The following is a 23,959-nucleotide window of genomic DNA, read 5'->3' on the forward strand; positions in this document are numbered from 1 at the left end:
CCTCAGGAGACATCACGGGTAAGGGTCGAGCGGTCGGGCACGAACATCCCGGCGCGCTGAGCGGCGGCTCCAGCGATGAAGGCGGCGATCGCCAGAGCCGCACTCAGGAGGATGACCAGTCGCTTGCGGTTCATCTCGATCTCCTCACGGCAAGGCGATGAGAGCGTCGAGCCAGCCGAGGTTCTGGAGGTGCTCCAGTCCCTCGAACACGGGCAACGCCAGAAGGAAGACAAGGCCGTCGCGGACAGTCCGGAGGAAGAAGGCCGGCCGGACGGACAGTTCCGCCTCATCACGCCAGAGGCGCAGGTTCGGAACGAAGCGGGGGGTGCGCACGACGTAGCTGCGGTAGGTGTCGCCGAAGGCCGACGCCAGGAAGTTTTCCTCTCGGCTCGCCACGATGCGGAACACGATCCAGCAGGCGACGGTGAAGGTGGCGCCGACGGTCAGGCTGCCCGTCTGTGCGCCGATCCCGAATGCGCCGATGAAGCTGAAGACATAGAGCGGGTTTCGACACAGCGAATAGGGCCCGCTGGTGACGATCTCCTGCTTCTTTCGGCCGCCGATGTAGAGCGAGCACCATGCGCGCCCCAGGACGCAAACCATGATGGCGATCAGCCCGAGATGTTCGACGGGATGCTCGAGCTGTGGCTGGGCCTTCACGAGAGCGGTCCAGGCCAGCAGGGCGAACAACCCGGCGGCGATGAAGAGTTTGCGCCAGCGCTGGACGGAGGCGATGTCGATCAACGGCGGGCTCATGTCACCGAGCTCTCCGCGTCGCGTCGCGCAAGGCGCGCATCGCGTAGAATGTCGAAGCCGCCCTTGGCGGCTATGGCGGCGACCAGCACCCCCACCAGCAGGTCGGGCCACGACTGGTCCAACCACATCACCAGGCCGCCTGCGACGAGGATGCCGCCGTTCGAGGCGAAATCGTTCAGGCTGAATGTCTCGGCCGCCTTCATGTTGACGTCGCTGCTCTGCTGTCGACGGATCAACAGCAGGCAGATCAGATTGATGACCGCCGCCACGACGGCGAGCACCATCATGGTCGGTCCGACTGGCTCGGTTCCGGTGACCGTCCGACGCAGGGCGTCGAGCAGAACGAGAACCGAGAAGATCAGAAGCATGACGCCGGACACCTGAGCCGCCCGCGTCTTCCAGATCAGGGCGCGTCCGACCGCCAGAAAGCTGATCAGATAAACGGCCGCGTCCGAGCCGTTGTCGACGGCGTTCGCGAGCAGAGCGCTGGAGTCGGCGGCGATGCCGCCGACTCCCAGGCCCACGAACAGCAGAGCGTTCAGGAACAGCACCACCAGGAGGGTGCGGCGCTGGACCTGCTCTGTTTCGTGGGCCCCGCTCATTCCTCGATCCCTTCCGCCTTCCGGTGTTTCACGGCCTTGGCCGCGAAGGTCGGAAGGACAAGGAGCGTCAGCGCGGTGGCCGTGAGCAGGCCTCCGATGACCACGGTGGCCAGCGGCTTCTGCACTTCGGCGCCGGCGCCGTGAGCGAATGCCATCGGGATGAACCCGACGATGGCGACGAGAGCCGTCGTCAGGACGGCGCGAAGCCGGCTTGTCGCGCCTTCGATGGCGGCAAGACGCGGCGCCGCTCCGCCCGTGAGACGCTCCCGAATGGCCTGCATCAGCACGAGACCGTTCAAGGTCGCGACGCCGGACACGGCGATGAAGCCGACCGCTGCGGAAACCGAGAACGGCATCCCCCTGAGGACAAGCGCCAGGGCGCCGCCGACCAGAGCCAACGGAACGCACGCGAACACCAGGCCCGCCTCGGCGAAGGACCCCAGAGCCATGAAAAGCAAGACCCCGATCAGGATGAAGACGATCGGAATGACCAGCCCCAGACGCTGTTCGGCCCGCTTCAGGTTCTCGAACTGGCCACCCCAGGTCAGGGAGTAGCCGGTCGGAAGATCGACGTCGGCCTCCACCTTGGCCTGGGCCTCGGTGACGAAGCCGCCCAGGTCGCGCCCGCGAACGTTGGCCTGCACCACCATCCGCCGGCTGCCGTCATTGCGGCTGATCTGGTTCTGTCCTTCCGCGACCTGAATCCGGGCGACGGAGGAGAGCGGCACGGTCACGCCTGTGGCGGTCGTTACCGGCAGAGCCGCAAGGGCCGCCGGATCATTCCGTGCATCATCCGCGAGACGGACGACGACGCTGAAGCGACGATCGCCTTCGAAGATTTGCCCGGCCTCGGCGCCGCCGACCGCGGCCGAAACCGCCTCGGATACATCGGCGGCCGACAAGCCGTAGTTGGCGGCCGCGAAACGATCCACGCTGACGGTCAGGGTGGGCAGACCCGACGCCTGCTCGACGCGAACGTCGGCCGATCCGGGCGTTGCACGAAGGGCGGCGGCGACCCGGTCCGCAGTGGCCTGCAGCTGGGTGAAGTCGTCGCCATAGACCATCACGGCGAGGTCGGTCCGAACCCCCGAGATCAGCTCGTTGAAGCGCAGCTCGATGGGCTGGCTGAACTCGAAGCTGTTGCCGAGTTGTCCGGCGGCGAGCTCTTCGAACCGTTCGATCAGCTCCTCTTTCGGAAGGTTCGGATCGGGCCAGTCCTTGCGGTCTTTCAGGACGATGACCGCGTCCGAAATGTTCGGCGGCATGGGGTCCACCGCCGCCTCCGCCGTTCCCGTCCGGGCGAAGATGGTCTTCACCTCGGGCTGGGCCTTGATGACGCGTTCGAGGGCCATCTGCATCGCCAGCGATTGTTCCAGCGAGGCGGACGGCACGCGCAACGCCTGCATGGCGATATCGCCTTCATCCAGGGTCGGGATGAACTCCCGCCCCAAAGAACTGAAGGCGATGCCGCCAATGACGAGGGCGCCGAGCGCGGACGCCAGGACGACTTTGGGCCGGTCGACGGCGGCGCGGATCGCCGGTTCGATCCAGCGCCGCGCGTATCGGAGGATGAAGGTCTCGTGCTCGTGGGCGTGGCCGTGCTCATCGACCTCGACCTTCTTCGGATCCCGGACCAGCAGGGCCGTCATCGCCGGCACGAAGGTGAAGGAGAAGATGAAGGCGCCGACGAGGGCCAGCATCACCGTTGCGCCCATGGGGATGAAGGTCTTGCCCTCCACGCCCTCAAGCATCAGCAGCGGCGTGAAGACCAGGAGGATGATCAGCTGGCCAAAAGCAGCCGGTTTGACCATCTGACGCGCCGCGGCTCCAGCAACCTCGAGCCGCTCCCGACGTGTCAGCATTCGACCGGCTTCGGCCCGCCGCTGGCTGAGCATCAGCAGGGTATTCTCGACCACCACGACCGCGCCGTCGACCAGAAGGCCGAAGTCCAGCGCGCCCAAGCTCATGAGGTTTCCGCTGATGCCAAAGCGGTTCATGCCGATGACCGCGAACAGGAAGCTGATCGGGATCATCAGGGCGGTGATCGAAGCCGCACGGATGTTGCCGAGCAGCAGGAACAGCACCACGATTACCAGCAGAGCGCCTTCGATCAGGTTCTTGGCGACGGTTGAGATGGTCTTGTTGACCAGCGAGCTGCGGTTCAGGACCGGTTCGGCGACAACGCTCGGCGGCAGGCTCGCGGAAACCTCCTCGAGACGTTCGGCTGCGGCTTGGGCCACCGTCCGGCTGTTGCCGCCGGCCAGCATCAGCGCCGTACCAACCACGGCCTCGTGGCCGTCGCGGCTAGCGCCGCCGAGACGCGGCGCCTGGCCAATCTCGACGGTGGCGACGTCGGCGACCCGGACGACCAGTCCGTTGCGGTTGACGACGGGGGCCTGGGCGAGATCCGGGATGGTCTGCGCCAAGGCGTCGGTCCGCACGGTCAAGGCTTCGCCGGACCGCTGGACATAGCCAGCGCCAGCCTGGGTGTTGGCCCGTTCCAGCGCGACGACGAGATCGTTCAGGCTCAGACCGTAACCCGCCAGACGCGCGGCGTCGGGTCGGACCGCATACTCCTTCACATAGCCGCCGTTCACATCAACGCCGGCCAGTCCCTTCGCGGTCCGCATGCGCGGGGCGATGATCCAGTCCTGAACCGTGCGGAGGTAGGTTGCGCGGGCTTGGGGCGTGGTTAGGAGTTCACCTTCGGGCGTCAGATAGGCGCCGCCGGCCTGCCAGCCGGGCTCACCCGGTTTGGCGAGGTTGGCGCTGTTGAACGGCTTGAAGTCGACCGTCCACATCAGCACTTCGCCCAGACCCGTGGTGATGGGCGCGAGCGCCGGCTCCACGCCCTCGGGCAACCGTTCGCGCGCCTGGGCCATCCGTTCGGCCACCTGCTGGCGGGCGAAGTAGATGTCCGTGTTGTCGGAGAAGATGACCGTGACCTGGCTGAAGCCGTTTCGGCTCAGCGACCGCGTGGTCTGGATGCCGGGAATACCCGCCATTGCGGTTTCGAGCGGATAGGTGACCTGACGTTCCATCTGCTCGGGCGCGAGTGCCGGCGCGATGGTGTTGATCTGGACCTGCCGGTTGGTGATGTCCGGCACGGCGTCGATGGGCAGCTGCGTCAGGTTGTAGAGGCCGAAGGCGGCGACAATCGCCGTCGCCAGGACCACGAACCATCGGAAGCGGACCGAGGCTTCGATAAGTGCTTTGAACATGACGCCCCCTAGTGCCCGTGCTCGGCTTCGCCCTTGGCCATTTCGGCCTTGAGCAGGAAGGCGTTGGCGGACGCCACGCGTTCAGATCCGGTGAGCCCGCGCAGGATCTCGGTGCGGCCTGCAGCCTGACGGCCTGCAAGCACTTGCACGGCCCGGAAGCCGCCCTCGACCTGGACGAAGACGACGGCGTTTCCATCGACGGTCTGTACCGCCTCCGTCGGCACGGTCATCCCGCCAGTTGCCTCGCCGGTCACGATGGCACCGGTGACGGCCGAACCGGCTGGCGGCAGAGACGCGCCAGAGGGTCGGGCCCGGATCACGGTCGCGCCGCTTTCGCTGAGACCGGCGTCGGCGGCGACGCCGGTGACGACGGCGTCGAACTCGCCGTTCGGCCCGGTCACGCGCATCGGCGCACCGGCACGCACATTGGCCGCAAGGGCAGGCGGTGCGTTGAAGACCATCTCGACACGAGCAGGATTGCTGACTTCCGCCACCACGCCGCCCTGCGCGACGAACCCGCCCGGACCGACCTGAACGCTGCTGACCACGCCTGAGATCGGACTGGTCACGCTGAGCCTGCCTGCAGCGTTCGGAGAGCCAGCGGCCGCCGAGCGGGCGCGAGCGGCGCGGGTCGCCGCCTCGGCGCTCAGGAATTGGGCGCGTGACGCCTCGACTTCCTGCCGCGCGACGATGCCCTGATCCGACAGACTACGATTGCGCTCGTAGGCCTGGCGCGCCGCTTCAGCGGACGCTCCGGCCGCGTCGGCTTCGGCGCGGAAGGTCGCCGCCTCGCCACTGACGAGGCTCACAAGCGGCTGGCCGGCGCGGACTGACTGACCCGGCGCGACGAGTACCCGCTCGACGCGGCCTCCGACGGCAGCGGCCACGGCAGCGCGAGAATCGACCATAGGCTCTACGCGGCCGGCGAGCCGGGTCTCCCCGCCTCCTCCACCGCCGACGCCGACGACCGTGATGCCCGCCGCCTGAACCTCTGCTGCGGTGAGTTCAATCCGACCTTCGGTCTCGGCCCCGGCGGCCTCCCCCTCGGCGTGTCCCCCCTCTTCCTCGGCATGGCCGGCCTCGCCTTCGGCGGCGGCCGGCGCGGCGGGTTGGGAGGACCGGGTGGCCAACCAGAGGCCGCCGCCTCCGAGAATGACCAGGGCGGCGACGCCGCCGATCAGCAGGGTCTTGTTCGATGTGCGCTTGCGCATCACTGGGCTCCTTCGAAGGGGGCGCGGCCATCAAGGCGCGCGAGATCGATCTCGGCTCGGACGCGCGCGAGACGCGCGTCGACCGCTGCGGACCGGGCGTTGACGAGGGCGGTGCGGGTCACCCGCAGTTCGACCTGGGAAATGCGGCCGGACTCAAAGCCGATGCGGGACAGGCGATAGGCCTCCTCTGCGGCGGTGACGCCGCCGTCAGCAGCGTTGACGCGGCTGACCGAGGCCGAAAGGCGAGCGACCGCGGCAGCGCGGTCCGCCTGGGCTTCCTGCCGCGCACTCATCAGCCGGGCATCGGCAGCGCGAAACTCGGCTTGCGCTGCTTCAATGTTTCCCCGGTTCCGGTCGAACAACGGCAGCGGCATGCTGACGCCGAAAGTCAGCGCCGTCGCATCTTCCGCCTCGAAGCGGCGGATGCCGATGCTGGCGTTGATGTCGGGGCGGGCCTGGACCCGTTGGACATCAATGCGGCGTTCGGCGGCGGACCGTTGGGCTTCGGCGACGCGAACCGTCGGCGCATCATCGATCACGGATCCGATCGTCGCCGGCGCCTCATCGAGAAGGCTGTCTTCGATCTGGGTGACCGGAACCGGGATCATGGCGACAGCCATGAGACGGGCATAGGCCGCGTCGCGTTCCGCGACAGCTTCGTCCCGCGTCGCGCGGGCCGAGGCAGCCTCGGCTTCGCCCTGAATGCCGCGGAGGAGAGGTTCGCGACCTTCCTCCACAAGGGTCAGGGCCGCGCGGGCATCCGCGACGGTCAGGGTGAGGGTTTCTTCTGCGAGCGTGGCTCGCCTCTGCGCGGCTTCCGCTTCGGCATAGACCAGGGCCAGGCGGCCTGCGGCGTCGATGACCGCAAGGTCTCGCTGAAGGCCCACTGCGCCGGCCTCGGCGCGAGCGGCGGCGATGCGCGTCGAACGACGTCCCCACAGCTCGAGATCCTGACTGATCGCCAGGGTCATGTCCGCGTTATTCAGACCCGAATAGGGGCCTGAGCCATAGGCGTTCTCGACATCGAAGCCGAGGACAGGGTTGGGACGCACCCGCGCCTGACGGACACGGGCTTCCGCTGCGTCGTAATTGGCGCCCGCCTCAAGGGCCGCAGGCGCATTACCGAGTTGAGCGAGGAGTTGGGCATAGGTCGGGGCCGGGTCAGCCCATACGGGACTGGCCAGGGTCGCCGCGATCGCAGCGAGGGCGCAGCCGACCGCGTAACGCGGCCGCCTGCGAGATGTGGGAGACATGATTCATTTCCAGAGTTTCTGAGGACGAAGAGGCGCGCGAAGGCGCAGGTCTTCGGTCAGACTCTGGGAGGACGCTTCAGGCCGTCAGGCGTGATGGACGCCCGGAAGTCATCCTGTCGGCCGCTTTGCAGGGGAGGCTCGCCGAAAGACGGAGCAAAGGCTTCCACTTCATGAGCGCGCGCCGTTGAGGTGTGATGGCAATGGCCGTGCGAGCAGATTCCGTGACCGCCGCTCTTGCCACTGTGGTCACCGTCGCTTTGATCATGATCGACGACCGCGTGCGCTGCGGGCGGTTCCGGCAGACAGGTGGCGGCGTCGACGGCGGGCGCAAAGAAGAAGGCGGCGAAGACAAGAGTCATCGCCACGATCAGCTTCGCCCATGTCGTCATCGACCAGGTCATCGCGCGCTGCATACTTTCGTTCGGCCCACCGGGCAATCTGTTACACAATCCGCCCCGGACGGTCCGGCTCGGCTGTAACGACTGCCTACATCCTCTAGTCACTAGAGGATCAAGCGATTATTTTCGGTGAATGACCTCACCTCTCTTCCCTATTGGCAAGCTCTCGACCGCGAGCGGCGTGAAGGTGCCCACGATCCGGTTCTACGAGCAGTCGGGCCTGTTGCCGACGCCGCCTCGCACCGCAAGCGACCGCAGGCTCTACGACGACGCAGCGCTGCGTCGGCTGGCCTTCATTCGCCATGCTCGGCAGCTGGGGTTTGATCTCGACGCCATTCGGTCGTTGCTCGATTTGTCGGATTTGCCGGATCATAATTGCGAGGAAGCCAACCGGATCGCCTTCTCGTTCGGTCCACGTCTTCATGACGGTGGCGAGGGCGTTTCGTTCGCTCCAGCGATTCAGAGGGATGTTTCCAAGCCAGAACTGGAACGGCCCATTCTCATCCGCCGATCGACTGTCGTGGTTTGGAAGGTAAAAGTCAGCGTCCCGCATTGCGCGACCGCGTCCCGACCGGGCCGTAAGCGACGTCCAGGGGATCGGCCGCAGCGCAAGGTTCTCGAAATAGCGTTTCCACTGCCACGCGAGATCCATCGCCTCTTCGATGCCGAGCGGTTCAGCGAAGTGGATCGTCGCGATTGGATCGGTTTGAAAGTCGATTTTCTTCCACCCGAGCCCGGATTGCTTCGAGCCAACAAATACCTCGTACCTATGGCCATCAACCTTGAAGCTCAGCACTCTCGGGAACTGATGGACGACAAAAACCTCCTGCGGTTTGAACAGGTCGTATGAGCGGTCCTTCTTGTCGCGAAGGCCTTTGAGCGCAGCAACGATATGCTTGGCCGGCCGGAAAAGGTGGTGGGATTCCACGTGCTGGTAGTGGAAGAAGGCCCCTAGATTTCTCATCGTGAAAGCGATCGACGGAACCTTGTATCCGGGCAGCAGAGCGTCGGAGCCGAGAATGACCGCGTTAGGATAGACGTGCTCCTCATACATCCGGCCATGCTGGCCGGTGTACTGGGTCGAGCTGGTAAGAAGAGCATTGTGGAGCAGGATGGGTCGACCATCCGGCCCCTTGAGCCGAAGCCGGAACCAACCGTCTTCGTTGGTGGATCCCATCAACGTTCCGTCCGAAAGTAGAACCGCCTGCGACTTCTCCCCATCCAGTATCAAGGTCCCGCTGCCGACATGGCTCGGGTCATCGGTCACGACGGGCGAACTGCCGCGCTTCTTCTCGATCTCGTCGAACCACATCATCGGGGGACTATGCGGAGCGGCGGTCCGGAGCGCCAGTCACCCTCGCAGGTCATTCCTCGCGAACGCTCTCCGCACAAGCCGCTGGACCGGAACACGGGTCCACAGCGCTGGCCCGGCTTCTCCCAAGCTAGACCAGGCTCTTACTCAACGGCAGCAGCATCCACGTGCTGTTGCAACGCGGTCCTGATGTAGATGGTGCTGTAGACCGCGAACCGGTCTATCCGGGCGTTTGTGACCATCCCTGCTAGCCCCAACCAAGCCTGGTTGTTGTTATCCTGCCAAACGAAAAAGACTGGGGCGCCGCTCAGCCCATCGGGGTTGGATAGGGTGGTTGGTGCCTTGGGGTCGGGCTCAAGAATAATCCGGTTTTCAGGGTCGAAGGGGTGCGTCGCAGCAGCGGGCTGAAGGTGCACCTTCACCCACTGGAACCGCATAGACATCGGGGGATCGCCGGTAAAGAGCAGCAGACGCTCGCAGTTCTCCGGCAGGTCCTTCCCCTTCAGCCACTGACCGTAAAGCCAGAGCGCGACGTCAGCCATCTGGATGCCGGCGCTCTGATCGTCGGGCTTCATGACGAAGAGACTGCCCGGAGCCCGCTGCAGGGAGTATCGCTCGCCAGCCCATTCGATGACATCCGGCGAGGCGTTGGAAAACAGACCGTGCCAGGAGCTCAGCGTACGGCCGAACTCGTTCTGCTCATCGTGGATGATCGACGCGATCTTCTTGTTCAGGCGGCTGGACATGGACTGGAGCCCTTCCAGAAGGTTCGCGAAGGCCACCAGATTGGGGGTGTCGAACATCTTGGTCGCCAGCAGGTACTTCTTCTCGACCCTCGAGACGAAGAAGGTCGCTCCGGCGCGATGCAGCAACCGGAGCAGGTCGTCAGCGATCGTTTCCAGTCGCCCGAGACCGAGCTCGTTCGCGTGGATGGCGGTAGCGCCGACAGGAACTGCGAGCTTGCCTTTCAGCATGCGGCCGATCGCGGCGATGACGTCCGCGACATGGACGGGCACGGCGGTATTCGTCAGCAGCACGGCCGCCGCCTGACGCTTGGGGTCGACGACAATGTCGACCGGGAATTCCTCGTCGACCCGGCCCTGATCGAGCAGGTGTCGGAAGGCCAGGATACGGCGCCGTCCGTCCAGAGCCATATGAGGCTGCTCCTTCTTGCCGCGCCCCGGGCGAACGGTCAGCGGCTGAAGCTGACCCGCCGCGATCAGGGTCTCGGCGAGCAGAGGAATGTCCTCGTCCGGCGGCTCTTTGTAGCGAAGGTTCTCGGGCGCGATACCGGTGTCCCGCAACGCGACGGTTCTTCGGTCGCGCGCGGCGGCGGCCTGGACGGGAGTGGGGACGAGGGCGAGTGCGGTGGAAGGGGAACGGCGCATGGTGGATCTCCAACCGAGGCGGGGCCTATCCCCGCCGGTTCGGCGCCCCGCCCCGCCCTTCCTCCGCCTCCGATGCCATTGCGCTGGCCTGGTCCGCTTCGTTCCAGTCCCCGAACGTGTCCGGCGGCCGGGCGATCACGGCGTCGAGTTCCAGGCTCAGGAGCCGGGTCCGCAGGCGGATCGCGGCCCGTTCGCCCGCAACCCCGTTGTCCGCCGCGATCAGGACGTCCCGCACGCCCGGCGGCGGCGACCACCTGGCGAGATTGCCGGCGGATAGCAGCGCCCATCCAGGTCGTTCAAAGCGTCGGATGGCTGAAAGGGTGGTGATCACCCCCTCCCCCACCACCATCCGGGAGCTGGCCGCCATGAGCCGCACGGCGGATCCGGCGGGGACCGCTCCGATCGTCTTGCGCGGCGCCGCGACGCCGACCGCCTGGGAGCCGTTGGGATCGAGATAGGTGATTTCGACGCCAGTCAGCGCGCCCGTGACGTCGCTGATCTTCGCGAGCATGGCGCCTCGCGTCCGTCGTCCCATCGCGTACACGGCGATGGGAGCCGAAGGATGATCGCGAAGGTCCGTCAGGTCATCACGCCAGGGCACGCCCCTGAGCCGCAGATGCAGGGCCGTCCTGCCCGCAGCGGTCGCTGTATGGCCGCCATCCCACAGGCGCGCCGCGGCCTCTATGCGCCCTCTGAGGTCGATGCGGGGGACAGAGGCTCCGCCGCCGCCGCCGCGCGGGCGCCGCTGTTCGTCGATGAGGCCCCGCTGTGTGAGATCGTCCAGGGCCGCGCGCCAGTCCGCCGCGCCGAACCCGTGGGCCACCACGCGACCGTCGCTCAGGACCAGCGAGATCGACCGGTCAGCAGCGCTGTGGCCCGGCGCCGGCACGTTGGCGCGGGCGCCGTTCTGGTAAAGATCTCCGCCTAGGGCGGAAACGATGGCGCGCAGGCTCATCAGAACAGTCCCAGGGACCGGAAGCTGGCCGTGCCGTCGCGGCCGACGATGAGATGGTCATGCACCTGAATGTCGAAGACGCGGGCGGCTTCGACGACCTTGCGCGTCATCTCGATGTCAGCCCGAGACGGCTGGGGATCGCCGGAGGGATGATTGTGGACCAGAATGATCGCCGATGCCGAGAGCTCGAGAGCGCGGCGCACCACTTCGCGCGGGTAAACCGGCGCATGATCCACGGTTCCGAACCCCACCAGTTCCTCGCGCAGGAGCTGATTTCTTTTGTCCAGAAACAGGGCTCGAAACTGTTCGCGGGGCTCTTCGACAAGCGAGACCCGAACGTAAGCCAGCAAGGCCGACCATGATGACACCACGGGACGGCTTTCGGCCTCGGAGCGGGCAAGGCGTTCGCAGAGCAGCCGAAGCAGTTTCAGGTCCGCCACTACGATCGCATCGACGCCCTCCACCCGCGCCAGTTCAGCATCATCGGCGGCCGCGATGGCGGCCAGGCTCCCGAAGCGCCGAAACAATTGGCTGGAAACACCATGCGAGTGCGACGACATCTGTCTGCGCGCCAGCATGACGGCCAAGAGGGCTTTGTCGTCGAGCCGGGCGCATTGGCCGATGGCTGAATCGGGCCAGTCGTCCGCTTCGGGTCGTGTCTGGGCGTGGGATATCATGGCGGCGCACTCCGTTTGCCGCTCCGCATGGAGCGCGCGCCGCCTCCCTTCCTTTCCCTCCAAGAAGCGCGTCGTTCGAGTAGCCGCGCGGCGTTCTGGTCAGGATTAGCCGCCGCTAATCGACCTCCAGGTCGCCACAAGCACGATCCTAACGATGCGTCGGTCGAAATCAGGGAGACAGAATGAACTGTCCCGCAACGCGGTGACCGCGAATCAGCCTGTGCCCCATATGTGCCCCAAGCCGATTTTCGAAGGGGCCGCCCGAAGGCGACCCCTGAAAAAGACCATAAAATTCAGAAGATTAAATGGTCGGAGCGACAGGATTCGAACCTGCGACCCCTTGACCCCCAGTGACCATTTTTGGGCTTTTCTGAAACGCGGTGAAACAACAGAATAGGCTGAAAAGCTATTGAAAATACGACTGAAACTGCTACATACTGATCCAGCCGGTTTCGTCATGACCCTCTAATTTTTGTGACCAAATCTGTGACCAAATCGGTGGGTTTCAGTACCAGCGAGTTTGCGTATGACCAGCCTCGACCCGTCCGCGTCGGCCCCCAAGATCCTTCTGACCGCTGGCCCGCGCGGCACCATTCATATGAAGGTGCCGCCAGGCGTTCGTCGTATCCGTGACAGTCTTACGCCCGGCCTGGACATCCTGATCGGGAAGACCAAGCGCACCTATGCGGTGAAGCTGAGGGTCAAAGGCCGTCCCGGTCAGTTGGTTGTTCGGTTGGGCGACGTCGATCAAATGGACCTCAAGGACGCGCGGCTCCAGGCCAGGGCCGCGATCGACGACGCGCGTCGAGGCATCCTGCCAGAGCAAGCGAGCGAGCGCCGGGAACAGGCCAGGCGCGCTGAAGCAGCGGCGGCTCGCAAAGCGGAACTGGAGGCCGAGCGGGCGCAGTCCGTCACCTTCAAATCCGTCGCGGACGACTACCTCGCCGACAAACTTCCCGGTGGCGGCGGCAGGCTGGCCTCCCAGCCCGAACTCAAACGTAAGCTCGAGAAGGAATTGAAGGGTTGGCATAAGCGGCCGATTGCCGAAATCACGCGCGCCGAGATCAAGACCCTGGCTAGAACCAAGGCCAAGGCGTCGGAAACCTCAGCCAACCGGCTGCTGTCCTTCATCAAGCGCGTCTTCGCCTGGGCCGAGGATCAGGACATCATCGACGATAATCCCGCGCTCGGGGTGAAGAAACCGGGGGCCGAAGCCGAACGGATGCGCTATCTCGAGGATGACGAGATCCGGTTGTTCTGGAAGGCGGCCGACACCATCCCCGAGCCGGCCGGACGACTCTTCCAGCTCTGCCTGGTCACAGGCCAACGCCGGGGCGAGGTCGGCGGACTGCGGCGTTCAGAACTCGGCGAGTTTCGTTTCAAGGACCGCGAGGGAAAGGCAAGCTCGGTCAAAGCTTGGTTGCTGCCTGCAGGCCGAACGAAGCGGCGGCGCGATCATGCCGTACCCCTTTCGCCCTTGGCTCAAGCCATCATCGCCGGCGTTCCCGCACTGAAGAGTGAGCAAGGCGAGGTGACGGACCACGTCTTTGCCACGGCGGGCCATAGGGACCAGGCCCCCTCGGGTTGGTCGAAGTTCAAGCGAGCGCTGGACGAGGCGATCGGGCGACTGATCGCCGAGGAAGCGGGCGAGGATTTCGATGCCGCGCGACATCGTCTGGCGGACTGGCATATCCACGATCTACGGGCGACCTGCGCGACCCATCTCGACATGGAGGAAGTGGATAGCCAGACCATCTCGCGGATTCTGAACCATGCCGAGGGCGATTCAAAAAGCATCACCAAGCGGTACAAGCGTTACGCATACGACCGCGAAGCCTCGGAAGCGCTCAATCTCTGGGCTGAGAAGCTCGAGCGCTTGACCCAGGCAAGGCGGGACACGGCCCCGCCCTCCCTCTTCGCCTTCAATGACCCAGTGCGTGTCAGTGCCCAGCGGCAGGCGGCCTGAAGGCCCTGAGATGGTTCTCGCCCTTGCTCCCTATCGCCGGAAGGCACTCTTTGGCCGACCCATGACCGCCGAAGCCGACGGCTCTGTCGGTCATGACCGTCGGGCCCCACCCTGTCGGGGGCAGGCCATGACCTATTGAAACCGGGCCGCTTTGGTCGATAAGCGAGGCATGAACGATATTCCGCTCCGGCAAAACCAGGACGCCAATCTTCGGCTGCTGCGGGCGCGCCAGGAGATGTTTCATCGGGCCAAGCTGGTTTTCATCGCGCAGCTTCTGCTGACCGTGCTGCTGCCGGTTTCGGGGGCGATCTGGGGCCTGGTTCACGAAGACCAACGCGCGACCATCGCTCTGTTGAGCTTGGTCATGACCGTCGTGGATGCGGCGCTGCTCGACCGGGCGCAGCGTCGGTTCGTCCGCAACGGTGCCAAGGCGGCCGAGGCGTTCGACTGCAGCGTGCTCCAGCTGCCCTGGAACACCCTGGCGGCGGGAAAGCCCTTGGACGACGAGGCCGTCGAGGAAGCCGCGACGTCATGGGAACGACGCCGCCAGAACAAAGGGCTGATCGACTGGTATCCGAATGAGGTCGGTCAAGCCTCTCTCTCGCTCGGCCGCCTGATCTGCCAACGAACGAACCTTTGGTACGATGGCCGGCTCCGGCGATTGAATGGATCTCTCGCTCTCCTCCTGGCCTGGGCATTGCCGATCACTCTGTTGCTCGCTTGCTGGTGGCTCAACCTGCCGTTTCGCGAGATCGCCATCGTCCTGACGCCAGCTGCCCCCGTCATGGTCTGGGCCATCCGCGAGCATTTCCGGCAGAAGGATACGGCCGAGGCGCAAGAGCAAACCAAGGGCGAGGCAGAGGCCTATCTGTCGGCCATCAAGCGTGGAGAACTGAGCGAGCCCGAGGCCCAGCAGGCCGCTCGCGACGTCCAGAACGCCCTGTACGCCAGACGCGCGGCCAGCCCCATGATCATCCCGGGGCTGTACCAACTCGCCCGCCCGGGCCTGGAACGTCAGATGAAGGCCGGGGCCGCGGAACATGTCCGCGACCCCAAATCCTAGATGCGCTCTGTCAGGACGCGGGGAAGAACTCGCCGAAGACCTCTCGCCAGATCCTGACCGCCTCCCCTTCTCGGCCCTGCGCCTCGGCGCGGTAGGCCCGCGTCGCGGCCATCTCCGCGGCCTCCAGCTTGAGACGGGCGGCCGAGCAAAGGACGGGCGTCATTTCATCAGAGACTGGCGGCCCCAGATGGGCGGGATCGGCCCAGTCCTCGTGAACGCTCGCGGCCGCCGCCGCGAAGAAGCGTCGCGCCTCATCCGGGAAGGTGTTGAACGGCCCGTCGATGAGATCCAACGCCATCACCTCAACCAGGAACGAGGGCTCGATGGGCCGACCGTTCGCTCGGTTCCAGCTCTTGAGCATCTTCACCAGCGGGACCCAGTTGCCCGAGAGATCCCGGTTCTTGGCCGTGGTCAGATCGTTGTGTGTCGCCGGATTGGTCTTGATCCAGGTTCCGAGCTGTTCGTCCGGAATCTCGTAGTCCGAGCCGGAGGCGAAAGCGGGCACCACGTCCAGGCTGACGACCTTGCCGTCTTCATGCTGGGTCTGGTTGCGCTTCTCGAACCAGACGGTCACGCACCGTCGATCGCGGACGACCTGATCGCGGCCATAGGCGTCGACCAGACAGGCCTCCAGGTCATCGAGCACGGCTTTCGGGTGCGCCTTTCGGCGCTCCGACTCCTTCGTGCCCAGAACGACGAAGATGTCGATGTCCTTGAGCGGCTTGGTCTTGGTGTGCCGGCCGTAGGATCCGGCCAAGAAATCATGATCGACGTCGAAAGACGCCTGGACCGTGGCCCGAACGTCTTTCTGCCGCCGACTGGCGTCGTCCTGTTCCGTCTTCGTCAGCTCCAGGCGGGATTTGAAGGTGGCGAAAGCGTCGCTGACCTTGCTCATGACGGTCTCCAGTAGTTGAGGCCCGCAGTGATATCGTGCGTGGCGATGGCGGTGCCGGTCGCGCGGCTGACGAGTCCGGCGGTCGAACGCTTGGTGCAGCTCGACATCCCAGGCACGTCGGGTCGGCCGGGGCGCGTCGTCAGGATGATCGTGTAGGTGCACCCGCTGGGCGGACGTCCGACCTTGTCGATGGTCCGCTGGAGATGCTGGCGATCGACCCACATGTCATCGTCGACGCCGCTGCCGGCATAGGTGATGGGAAAGTCCCAGCGGAGCTGAAGATCGCGTGATCCAGGCTTGTGGAACTCTATCGTCACCGTGGTCAGCCAGCCGCTTTCAAGCCAGGTTCGCGCGGCATTGCCTACGATGGCCCAGTCGTCGACGAGTTTCTCGGGCGACAGACCGGCCGCCTGGACGATCCGGGTCAGCTGATTGCGCATGTGATCCGCGACGAAAGCCGCAGTGTGGGTGCGAGTATAGGTGAAGGTTGATACGGCCATCAGTGCGCGGCTCCCCAGTCGATCGTGAGCGCCGATGCCGCGGCGGGTTGCGCGTTGGACGCTTGTTCCGCCAGCGCGCCAGGGGTGTCGTTGAAGTCATGAACGACCAGACGCGGCGCCCGCTTCTTCAAGGTCTCCGTCACCCAGTCGATATCGACTGGATCGCAGGGCACATACAGGGTCCAATCTTTCGCCGTCGGGTTCCAGTCGAGCGCCGCGACGTCGAGACCCAGACTGACCGCATCTGCGCCATAGGCGAAATAGAGCACCAGCCGGTGGCCATCGCCCTTCAGCGTCAGAGGATGATCGGCGTAGTGCTCCTCGGCGAGCAAGCTCGCCATTACCGTGGTCGCCGCCGTCAACTGAGCCGTGTCGATGGAATCCGACTGGGTGATCAGGTCGATGGCCGCCGCCCAGGTCTCGGACCCCGATCGGGCCGGGACGGCCGCGATATCCCTACGCAGCTTCACGGCCGACCTCCTTGCCCGCCTGTGCGGCAGCCTTGATCGCGGCCAGCAGTTGCTGGCTCGTGACGAGGTTGGGATCGCGCGCCGTCGCGAGCGATCCGGCGAGGGCGCCCACAACGGCTTTGCGCAGGCGCCGCCCATCCATGCCGTTGGACGCGGTCACGAACAGGGCCATGTCGTGCCCGAGGTTGGCGACCTTGGGCCATTGGCGCGCCAGCGCGTCCAGCGTGTCCCGGATGATCTCGGCCCGGGCCTCGGCGTTCGGAGGCGGGATGGTTTCGATCAGGTCCGCGCGGGACAGGAAGGCGGCGTCGACCGCCTGTGGATAGTTGGTCGTGGCGATCAGCAGGATATTCTTGTGGGTCCGCGTCAGCAGATCGAGTCCGGCGAGCACGGCGTCGGTCGCCCGGTGCACATCGACGGGATTGGCTTCTAGGCTCATCCGGCGCCGATCGGCCGCCAAGGTCTCCACTTCATCCAGTAACACGACGGCGACGCCGCCCATGCCCGCTTCCGGAATGGTCTGGGTGAACAGCGTGGTGACCTGCTGCTGGCTCTTGCCGAGCGAGGCGCTCGCCAGACCGTGCGGATCGATCTGCAGGAAGGTCACCTTCTGACCTGGAAGCATCGATGCCACCTTGGTGGCGAGGCCCCGGGCCAACGTCGTCTTGCCGGTTCCGGGAACACCGGCCAGGACGATCAGACCATGGAGCGGCGCGGCGTCGAAAGGGACTGACCGGCGGACGGTCAAGGCCAGCATCGACTGGGCGAGAAGGCGATCCTTGACGCCTTGATCGATCTTGATGGCGGCCCATGCGGTCTCGAACTGGACGTCGGGCAGAGGGCAGCGGTAGGCGATTCCTGAATTCATGGTTCAGTCCTTTCGGTTCGGGGAGGAAGAATCCGAGAGGGCTGTGTCGCGGCCACGGTTGTGTGGGCGCGACGGCGATGCATAAGATCGCGCCGCTGGCTCGGATGAGTCGGTATCGGGGAGAGATCGGCCTCCTGAGTGACGGCCAAGTCGAAGTTGGCCGGCCTCTCCCCACCTTGTTCACGCTCAGATCACTGGACAGCCCCGTCGTCTGATGCCGACCAGACCGTCGCGCATGACGGCCGCGTCGTCGTTTGAATTCTGAGGGAATCGGAACAGCCAACACCCAATGCTCAGGGACTCGTTAAGGCGAGTCGCAGGCGACGCAAAGGGAACGTTAACGCGTCTTCACTCTGATGCGATTCGTGCCCTGTGTCGAATGCCACGTCAAGATGTTGTGGTGAGATTGTTGTTCGACCCCACATACGGGCTTCGTGGAAGGGATCATGCCGCGTTGGGGCAGCCCGCCGTTTTTAACATCTTTCGATGAGGGAGGCTTTAGCGATCGTGATGGATCCTGTTCTTGCGGCCTCTCCACGCCGCCTCAATTTAGGTCAACCCGCCGGGCGCGTGGACGCTAGCCTCAGACTGTGGCAAGTAACATATCCTTGCACTTTGGGCGTGTAGATATAGGAAATGTAACATCGCCATGGCGACCATGACCCACATCGAACGCGCCCTCGCCGTCGCCCAGGCCCAAGGCGTCGCGCGCACCCGCGATTTCGTCACCGCTGGCGTCCCCCGCGTCTATCTCAAGCGACTGGTCGAGGATGGTCGACTGAGCCAGGTCGGCCGCGGCCTTTACAGACCTAACGACGTTTCTCTGCCCACGACCTCCAGCCTGGCCGAAGCGGCGCGCGTGGTACCGAACGGGGTGATCGCGCTTCTGTCCGCCCTGCGATTTCACGGACTGACCACCCAGGCCCCTCATGCCGTCTGGCTTCTTATCGGCACGCGGGCGTGGACTCCTGTAAATCCGCCCATGCGGCTGAAGATCGTTCGAGCCAGCGGCCCCTCGCTGACGGAGGGCGTGGAGACACACGACATCGACGGCGTCTCCGTGCCCATCACATCCCCCGCCAAGACCGTAGTCGACTGCTTCAAATATCGGCGGAGGGTCGGGCTCGACGTCGCCCTTGAGGCGCTTCAGGATTTCATGAAGGACAGCGCACACGGTCGCCAGCGCGACGCGCTCTGGAGATATGCCGAGATCGACCGGGTCCAAACCGTGATCCGTCCCTATCTGGAAGCGCTCAGCTGACCCGCCGACCGGTCCGTAATGTCGCCGCCTCGGTCCGAGATCGGCTGACCGCTAGGGCACGGCTGCGCCGTGAGGACGTGCAACTCGTCTTCCTGCGCTATGCGATCGAGCGTCTGCTCTATCGATTGAGCGTCTCCAACCACCACGACCGCTTCATCCTGAAAGGCGCGATGTTGTTCGCCCAATGGGCGCCGACGCCGCACCGACCGAGCGGCGACCTCGATCTCCTGGGCCTCGGCGACAGCGCCCCTGACGTCGTGCGCGACATCTTTCGCGAGGTTGTGGCGATCCCCGTTGACGATGACGGCGTGCTGTTTCTGCCAGATACGCTGGTCGCCGAAATCGCGCGGCCCGACGCGGAATACAGCGGCGTGTCGGTGGACGTCAGCGCGGAGATCAACGGCGCGAAGCTCAAGGTCCACATCGACATCGGATACGGAGACACCATCACGCCGGCGGCCGTGCAGATCGAATATCCATCGCTCCTGGATCAGCCGAGGGCCAAGCTGCTGGCCTATCCGCGAGAGACCGTCGTCGCCGAGAAGTTCCAGGCCATGGTCGAACTGGGGATGGCCAACACGCGGTTGAAGGACTTCTTCGATCTGTGGGCGATCGCCAACACCTTTGAGTTCGACGGCGAGACTTTGGCGGAAGCGTTCGCCCGCACCTTCGATCGTCGCGATACGGCACTCCCTACAAGCGATCCATTGGCGCTCACGTCCGCCTTTGCCGAACGAAAGCAGAAAGAATGGACGGCCTTTCTCGATCGGACCGACATCGTGATAGCGTCGAAATCCCTACCCGAGACCCAGGCGCTGATCGCGGACTTCGTCCTGCCGCCGGTATTGGCTCGCGCCAGAAATGAGCCCTTTGTCCGGCGCTGGACCCCCGACGACGGTTGGATGGAGACGACATGAACACCGTTTGATTTGGTGGGCATGCCGACGGGCTCAGCGGAAGACCTCAGAACTCAAAGGCTCGCTGAGCCTCATCGCCCGACCCCCGCTTAGGCTTCGCGCGAGGGATCGGATCGGCGGGCTTGGGCCGTGGGGCCGCGTTCGGCGCCCCTCGCCTCTGTGGCGTTGAGGCAGCGAGCGCCTTCGCCTCCTCCTCACGCTCAGCGACTCGAAAGGCAGGAAGCTCGGATTCCGAACGCGGCGCTCTGGACGCCTGCCAGGCGTTGACCTCGCTCTCCAACCAGCCCACGCGACCCGGCGAAATCTGTCTCGGTGTCGGGAAGTCTCCCGCCTTCTGCCGTCGCCAGGCCGTCGTTCGACTGAAGCCGGTCAAGCTCTTGACCGTCTTCCATCCAAGGAAGCGATCGCCAGGAGGTGGTGTCCGCTCGCTGTCCACAGAGGCCGTCACGATCCAACTCCCGCGTGTTGGTCGGCGAGCTGCTCGGCAAGGAGGTCGTCCGCGCGCCGCTCAAAGGCGGCCGACAATACTGCTGAATCCCTAGCCGCATCGACCGGATCCCGCCCAGCCCACGACAGGAGAACGGCCTTGAGCGAAGAACTCACGGACGGATCCGCCATCAAACCCTCCAGCGTCGGATGCTCAGATGTCGCCCGTCGGGGCCGAGGCGAAGAGGTCGGGCGCGTCATGGCGCGCGCCTTTCGTCTGCCGGCCTCTCCCACGACGCACGGCGCAGGCCCGAATCCTGGGCCTCGGCCCAGCCGCGTAGCACGCCGCGCGGATAGAGGGGCTTGCCGCGAATGTGCCGGCAGGGCGGTCCGTTGCCGACCGACCAGGCCCGCGCCAGGGTGGTCGGCTTCATACGGATCCCGAACCGCTGGAGGAACTCGGAGGCCTGGTTGCGGGTAAGCAGGTCGTCATCCCGCTCAACGTCAGCGTCTTTGGGGTCTGCGGTCATCGTGCGCCTCCCGCCCGGCATTCTCGTGAACTGCGCACCCCACGGCCGGCGGTCAGGGCGAGATAGCAATCCACCACGCTGACGACGTACTCCTGCGTCTCGCGGATATCCGGAATGCGACCCAGGCGGGCGACACGACCGGGTCCGGCGTTATACGCGGCCAAGGCCAAACGAAGATCGCCAAACCGAAGCATCTGCCTTGCCAGATAGGCCGCGCCGCCGGACAGATTCTCGGCCGGATCGAAGCGGTCGCGCACACCGAGCTCGGCGGCGGTGCCGGGCATTAACTGGGCGAGGCCGCAGGCTCCGACCGGGGAACAGGCCTCGTTGCGATAGGCGCTTTCGACCACGACCAGGGCATGCAGGAGCTTGGGATCCAGACCGTGCCGCTCCGCCGCCGTGGCGATCGCGGCCATGAACGGCTGACTGAGCGGAGCCAGACGCGGCGTGTCCAGCGGTTCCGCCGCCGACAGCTCGGCGACGGGTTCGCCCGTGTCGACGGCCGCAAACAGATCGCCGCCCGCCGCGCGCCAGTCGGCCGTCTGGGCCGAGGCCATGCTGGCACTGAGCAGGGCCGCGAGGGTGATGAGGGTCCGCCTTACCATGTCAGGGTCTCCTTGTAGACGCCGTCGACCTCGGCCCGATGGACCGGGCCGAAGTAGCGGCTGTCGAAACTTCCCGGCGTGTCGCCGAGCAGGAACAGTTCATCCGGTCCGAGCGTGCGACAGCCGTCCCAGGTCGGCAGCGCGACGCCGCGCCGGTCGCGCGCGAGCACGGGCGAGACCCGCGAGGGCGTCCGCACTGCGCCCTCTTCTGCGCAGACGCGGTCGCCACCGACGGCCGCGACGCGTTTGATCAGCTTGACCTCGGCCGGCATCCCGAGGGTAGCGAGATAGGGTCGGATGCTGGAGGGCTGGGCGATGGCGACCACGCTGCCGTGGGCGATCGGGGCGTCGGCTTGCCGGACATAGAGCCCCTCCGGCAGGCTCGGGCTCTCGTTGACCAGCGCGAGGTCGGGAGCGCGGTTGGCGGATGCCGCCATCACGGCCAATCCGGCGACGGGGATGAGCGTCCAGGCGGCCCATTGTCGGTACTGCAGGAAGAGCATCATGGCCGATAGGGCTCAAGGATGAGGTCGCGGGTGATCAGCACCCGCACCGGCGCGCCGGCGCGCAGACGGATGGACGGACGCACCTGAAGCTCGCGGTCGATCAGACTGCCGCCGACCCGTGCGCCCTCGATCGCCGTGGCGTCGCCGACGTCGCCCAGCAAGCCGCCGCCGTCGTCATCGTCGTCTCGCGCGATTTGGCCCAGGGTGGTGATCGCCCCGGCGAACAGGGTGGCGACCGCGAGGGGGAACAGCCTCCGATCGACCCGGCCCTGGACGCCGACGGCGCCTTGGGCGTCGACCCCGGGCTCCTCGGTCAGGATCAGGCTCTTGCCATTGGGCAGGATCAGCCGCTCCCAGGTCAGGAAGGCCCGGCGGTCGCCGTAGCTGCTCTCGCCGTCGTGACGACCGATCAGACGAGTGCCCTGTGGCAAGAGCAGGTGGCGGCCGCTGACGGTATCGAAGACGTTCTGGGTCACGGTCGCCACGACGGGACCCGTGCGAGAGGTGTCGATCCCGGTCAGGAGCGCCGCCGGCACAATGGCCCCCGCCTTCAGCTCGAAGGGCGACAGAGGATTCATCAGGGCGTGGCCGTTGTAGACGGCGCCGTAGTCCCGACCCGGGCCGGCGGACGACGCGCCGCTGGCCGACGGGGCGCCGCCCCCTGCCTGCGCGCCCGATCCGCCGCCGAAGAACAGGCCTGATCCCGCCGCCTCCTGGGCCACGCTACGGCCGCGTGGCGCGGAAGGCGCGGCGGCTGCAGCGTAACCATAGTCCGGCGAGCGGACCCGGTCGGTCACGCGTGTGGCGGCGACGGCCGGCTCGGACTCACCCGACCGCGTGCGGGGCTCGGGCAGTTGATCGCCCGGGGTCAGACGATCGTAGCTGGACGGTTGACCGGTCACCATGTCGGCGGGACGCACCGTGCCGCGCGCTTCGTCAAGCCTTCCCTCCTCGACCCGCTCCCGCGCATTGGCCCGAAGCTCGGGCTGGACGACGAAGGCCCAGGCGAGCGAGCCAGACAGAAGCGCAGCGGCGCCGATCACCACGACCTGGACGACGGATTTGCGCAGGCGCACGGCCGTCGGTCGCGGGGCCCGCGTCGACAGGCCGGGCGGCGGCGCCTTTGGCAAGGGCGCATCCGGATGGATGGGGTCGGTCATGAGCGGCCTCCCGCGACGCGGTCGGTGCGACCGATGCGATCGGCGCTGCCGAGGCGATGGAGCCGGACGATCTGCGGCCGACGGTCTCCGAGCCGCAGCTCCGCCCGGTCGAACACGCGATCGACGAGGAACAGACCGCCCTGCTGGCGATAGTTGACCATCTCCGCCTCGCCGTCGGGGGCGATGACGAACAGGGCGGGCGCCTCATCGACCTGCAGATCGGGCGAAAAGGTGATGAAGGTCCGCGTCCCGTCGTTGAACACTGCGGTCGGAGTCCAGCGCGGGGCCCGGCCGCGCGGGTCGATGCGGTAGTGGGCGTCCAGCGGTCCGGTCGGGACCGCCACGGGATCGGCGACCCGCTCCTCGACGCCGGCAATTGCCCCTGCCTCGCCCGGAGGGATGACGGCGCCGATGTCCCAGGCGACGGCGGCGTTGAAGCCGTCTGGCGAGCCGCTCTTCAGCTGCAGGAAATACACCCGCTGCGAGGTCGTCAGGACGAGGTTGGTCTCCAGGCCCCGTTCGAGGGGCTTGAGCAACACATGGGCCCGCTGATTGGGGCCCGAGCCGGAGCTGGCCTCGCCGATCTGCCAGCGCACCGTGTCGCCCGCCGCCTTGGAGGTGACGGTTTCGCCGGGGGCCAGGGTCAGGGTCGTGACCCGCAGCGGCGCGGTCCAGATCTCATAGACGCGGCCCGGGTCGTAGGAGAATACCTGCACGCCGCCGACAAAACTGTCCGAGCTCGAGGCGGCGCGGGCCTCGGCGTTGGCTGCGGCAATCGCGGTCGGGCCGACGACGGGTTGGGGCCGAGGGGCGGGCTCCGGCGGCTGATCGGCAGGCGTTGCAGCGCGCGTAGCGACAGCGTTCGCAATAACCGCCTGATCCTCGACCGCGTCGCCCTCAGCAACGACATCGACGGCGACGTCAGCGCCTGCGACCACATCGAGATACGCTCGCTCCGTCGGACTCGAAGGCAGGATCCGGACCTCAGGCGTGGGGAGGGTCGCCACCGCAATCCGCGG

General features: G+C 66.0%; 24 protein-coding genes and 1 pseudogene. 5 read left to right on the top strand and 20 right to left on the bottom strand.

Going from position 1 to position 23,959, the window contains the following annotated elements:
- Window positions 1–2: 2 nt before the first annotated feature.
- The 7 genes from BSP_RS16490 to BSP_RS11770 are packed head-to-tail and all read right to left on the bottom strand — an operon-like array spanning window position 3 to window position 7,456.
- The gene (locus BSP_RS16490; protein ID WP_255478914.1) at window positions 3–134 is read right to left on the bottom strand and encodes a hypothetical protein; all 132 of its coding nucleotides are present in this window, start codon (window positions 132–134) and stop codon (window positions 3–5) included.
- A 10-nt stretch (window positions 135–144) separates the two neighbouring features.
- Window positions 145–744 carry an isoprenylcysteine carboxylmethyltransferase family protein gene (locus BSP_RS11745; RefSeq protein WP_227975946.1) on the bottom strand — a complete coding sequence of 200 codons (600 nt, stop codon included), beginning with the start codon at window positions 742–744 and terminating at the stop codon, window positions 145–147.
- An 8-nt stretch (window positions 745–752) separates the two neighbouring features.
- Window positions 753–1,358 carry a cation transporter gene (locus BSP_RS11750; RefSeq protein WP_152950454.1) on the bottom strand — a complete coding sequence of 202 codons (606 nt, stop codon included), beginning with the start codon at window positions 1,356–1,358 and terminating at the stop codon, window positions 753–755.
- On the bottom strand, window positions 1,355–4,579 hold the full coding sequence (locus BSP_RS11755; RefSeq protein WP_152950455.1) for an efflux RND transporter permease subunit: 3,225 nt from the start codon (window positions 4,577–4,579) through the stop codon (window positions 1,355–1,357). The genes BSP_RS11750 and BSP_RS11755 overlap by 4 nt, the downstream gene beginning before the upstream one ends.
- Before the next feature lie 8 nt (window positions 4,580–4,587).
- Complete coding sequence (locus BSP_RS11760) at window positions 4,588–5,790, bottom strand: efflux RND transporter periplasmic adaptor subunit (protein ID WP_152950456.1); 1,203 nt, start codon at window positions 5,788–5,790, stop codon at window positions 4,588–4,590.
- Window positions 5,790–7,043 (bottom strand): TolC family protein, encoded by a 1,254-nt coding sequence (locus tag BSP_RS11765; protein WP_152950457.1) that lies wholly within the window; start codon window positions 7,041–7,043, stop codon window positions 5,790–5,792. The genes BSP_RS11760 and BSP_RS11765 overlap by 1 nt, the downstream gene beginning before the upstream one ends.
- 56 nt (window positions 7,044–7,099) lie before the next feature.
- Window positions 7,100–7,456: a hypothetical protein gene (locus BSP_RS11770; protein ID WP_227975947.1), complete on the bottom strand. Its 357-nt coding sequence runs from the start codon at window positions 7,454–7,456 to the stop codon at window positions 7,100–7,102.
- A 118-nt stretch (window positions 7,457–7,574) separates the two neighbouring features.
- Here BSP_RS11770 and BSP_RS16525 point away from each other — a divergent pair.
- Window positions 7,575–7,841, top strand: a pseudogene (locus BSP_RS16525) (MerR family transcriptional regulator); the annotation flags it as partial.
- A gap of 1,055 nt (window positions 7,842–8,896) precedes the next feature.
- Here the strand turns inward: BSP_RS16525 and BSP_RS11780 are convergent.
- The 3 genes from BSP_RS11780 to radC are packed head-to-tail and all read right to left on the bottom strand — an operon-like array spanning window position 8,897 to window position 11,773.
- Window positions 8,897–10,141, bottom strand: a complete 1,245-nt coding sequence (locus BSP_RS11780) for a ParB N-terminal domain-containing protein (RefSeq protein ID WP_152950458.1) — start codon at window positions 10,139–10,141, stop codon at window positions 8,897–8,899.
- 25 nt (window positions 10,142–10,166) lie between these two features.
- Complete coding sequence (locus BSP_RS11785; RefSeq protein ID WP_152950459.1) at window positions 10,167–11,096, bottom strand: toprim domain-containing protein; 930 nt, start codon at window positions 11,094–11,096, stop codon at window positions 10,167–10,169.
- Window positions 11,096–11,773, bottom strand: coding sequence for a DNA repair protein RadC (gene radC / locus BSP_RS11790; RefSeq protein ID WP_152950460.1), 678 nt, complete (start codon window positions 11,771–11,773; stop codon window positions 11,096–11,098). Before radC ends, BSP_RS11785 begins: the two co-directional genes overlap by 1 nt.
- A 526-nt stretch (window positions 11,774–12,299) precedes the next feature.
- Here radC and BSP_RS11795 point away from each other — a divergent pair.
- Window positions 12,300–13,739 (top strand): tyrosine-type recombinase/integrase, encoded by a 1,440-nt coding sequence (locus BSP_RS11795; RefSeq protein ID WP_152950461.1) that lies wholly within the window; start codon window positions 12,300–12,302, stop codon window positions 13,737–13,739.
- A 169-nt stretch (window positions 13,740–13,908) separates the two neighbouring features.
- Window positions 13,909–14,802 (top strand): S-4TM family putative pore-forming effector, encoded by an 894-nt coding sequence (locus BSP_RS11800; RefSeq protein ID WP_152950462.1) that lies wholly within the window; start codon window positions 13,909–13,911, stop codon window positions 14,800–14,802.
- Between the two features lie 10 nt (window positions 14,803–14,812).
- On the opposite strand, the gene BSP_RS11805 is transcribed toward BSP_RS11800, so the two are convergent.
- The 4 genes from BSP_RS11805 to BSP_RS11820 are packed head-to-tail and all read right to left on the bottom strand — an operon-like array spanning window position 14,813 to window position 17,535.
- Complete coding sequence (locus BSP_RS11805) at window positions 14,813–15,697, bottom strand: CBASS oligonucleotide cyclase (protein WP_152950463.1); 885 nt, start codon at window positions 15,695–15,697, stop codon at window positions 14,813–14,815.
- Window positions 15,694–16,197: an HORMA domain containing protein gene (locus tag BSP_RS11810; protein ID WP_152950464.1), complete on the bottom strand. Its 504-nt coding sequence runs from the start codon at window positions 16,195–16,197 to the stop codon at window positions 15,694–15,696. Before BSP_RS11810 ends, BSP_RS11805 begins: the two co-directional genes overlap by 4 nt.
- Entirely contained in the window at window positions 16,197–16,667 is a 471-nt protein-coding gene (locus BSP_RS11815; protein WP_152950465.1) for a hypothetical protein, read from the bottom strand. The genes BSP_RS11810 and BSP_RS11815 overlap by 1 nt, the downstream gene beginning before the upstream one ends.
- Complete coding sequence (locus BSP_RS11820; protein WP_152950466.1) at window positions 16,654–17,535, bottom strand: AAA family ATPase; 882 nt, start codon at window positions 17,533–17,535, stop codon at window positions 16,654–16,656. Before BSP_RS11820 ends, BSP_RS11815 begins: the two co-directional genes overlap by 14 nt.
- 649 nt (window positions 17,536–18,184) lie before the next feature.
- On the opposite strand from BSP_RS11820, the gene BSP_RS11825 reads away from it, so the two are divergent.
- Window positions 18,185–18,796, top strand: a complete 612-nt coding sequence (locus tag BSP_RS11825) for a type IV toxin-antitoxin system AbiEi family antitoxin domain-containing protein (RefSeq protein WP_152950467.1) — start codon at window positions 18,185–18,187, stop codon at window positions 18,794–18,796.
- Window positions 18,797–18,873: 77 nt separating this feature from the next.
- Window positions 18,874–19,713 carry a nucleotidyl transferase AbiEii/AbiGii toxin family protein gene (locus BSP_RS11830; RefSeq protein WP_227975948.1) on the top strand — a complete coding sequence of 280 codons (840 nt, stop codon included), beginning with the start codon at window positions 18,874–18,876 and terminating at the stop codon, window positions 19,711–19,713.
- A gap of 46 nt (window positions 19,714–19,759) precedes the next feature.
- On the opposite strand, the gene BSP_RS16530 is transcribed toward BSP_RS11830, so the two are convergent.
- The 6 genes from BSP_RS16530 to trbG form a co-directional block, all read right to left on the bottom strand.
- Window positions 19,760–20,161, bottom strand: coding sequence for a helix-turn-helix transcriptional regulator (locus BSP_RS16530; protein WP_367118250.1), 402 nt, complete (start codon window positions 20,159–20,161; stop codon window positions 19,760–19,762).
- 235 nt (window positions 20,162–20,396) lie between these two features.
- On the bottom strand, window positions 20,397–20,669 hold the full coding sequence (locus tag BSP_RS11840; RefSeq protein WP_152950469.1) for a hypothetical protein: 273 nt from the start codon (window positions 20,667–20,669) through the stop codon (window positions 20,397–20,399).
- Window positions 20,666–21,274, bottom strand: coding sequence for a lytic transglycosylase domain-containing protein (locus BSP_RS11845; RefSeq protein WP_152950470.1), 609 nt, complete (start codon window positions 21,272–21,274; stop codon window positions 20,666–20,668). The genes BSP_RS11840 and BSP_RS11845 overlap by 4 nt, the downstream gene beginning before the upstream one ends.
- On the bottom strand, window positions 21,268–21,780 hold the full coding sequence (locus tag BSP_RS11850) for a S26 family signal peptidase (RefSeq protein WP_227975949.1): 513 nt from the start codon (window positions 21,778–21,780) through the stop codon (window positions 21,268–21,270). Before BSP_RS11850 ends, BSP_RS11845 begins: the two co-directional genes overlap by 7 nt.
- Window positions 21,777–22,940, bottom strand: a complete 1,164-nt coding sequence (locus BSP_RS11855; protein ID WP_152950471.1) for a TrbI/VirB10 family protein — start codon at window positions 22,938–22,940, stop codon at window positions 21,777–21,779. Before BSP_RS11855 ends, BSP_RS11850 begins: the two co-directional genes overlap by 4 nt.
- A complete protein-coding gene (gene trbG / locus BSP_RS11860; protein ID WP_227975950.1) occupies window positions 22,937–23,878 on the bottom strand; it encodes a P-type conjugative transfer protein TrbG in 942 nt (313 codons plus the stop codon). Before trbG ends, BSP_RS11855 begins: the two co-directional genes overlap by 4 nt.
- Between the last annotated feature and the right edge of the window lie 81 nt (window positions 23,879–23,959).

This window comes from Brevundimonas sp. Bb-A (assembly GCF_009394735.1).
GTDB classification, from domain to species: Bacteria; Pseudomonadota; Alphaproteobacteria; order Caulobacterales; family Caulobacteraceae; genus Brevundimonas; species Brevundimonas aurantiaca.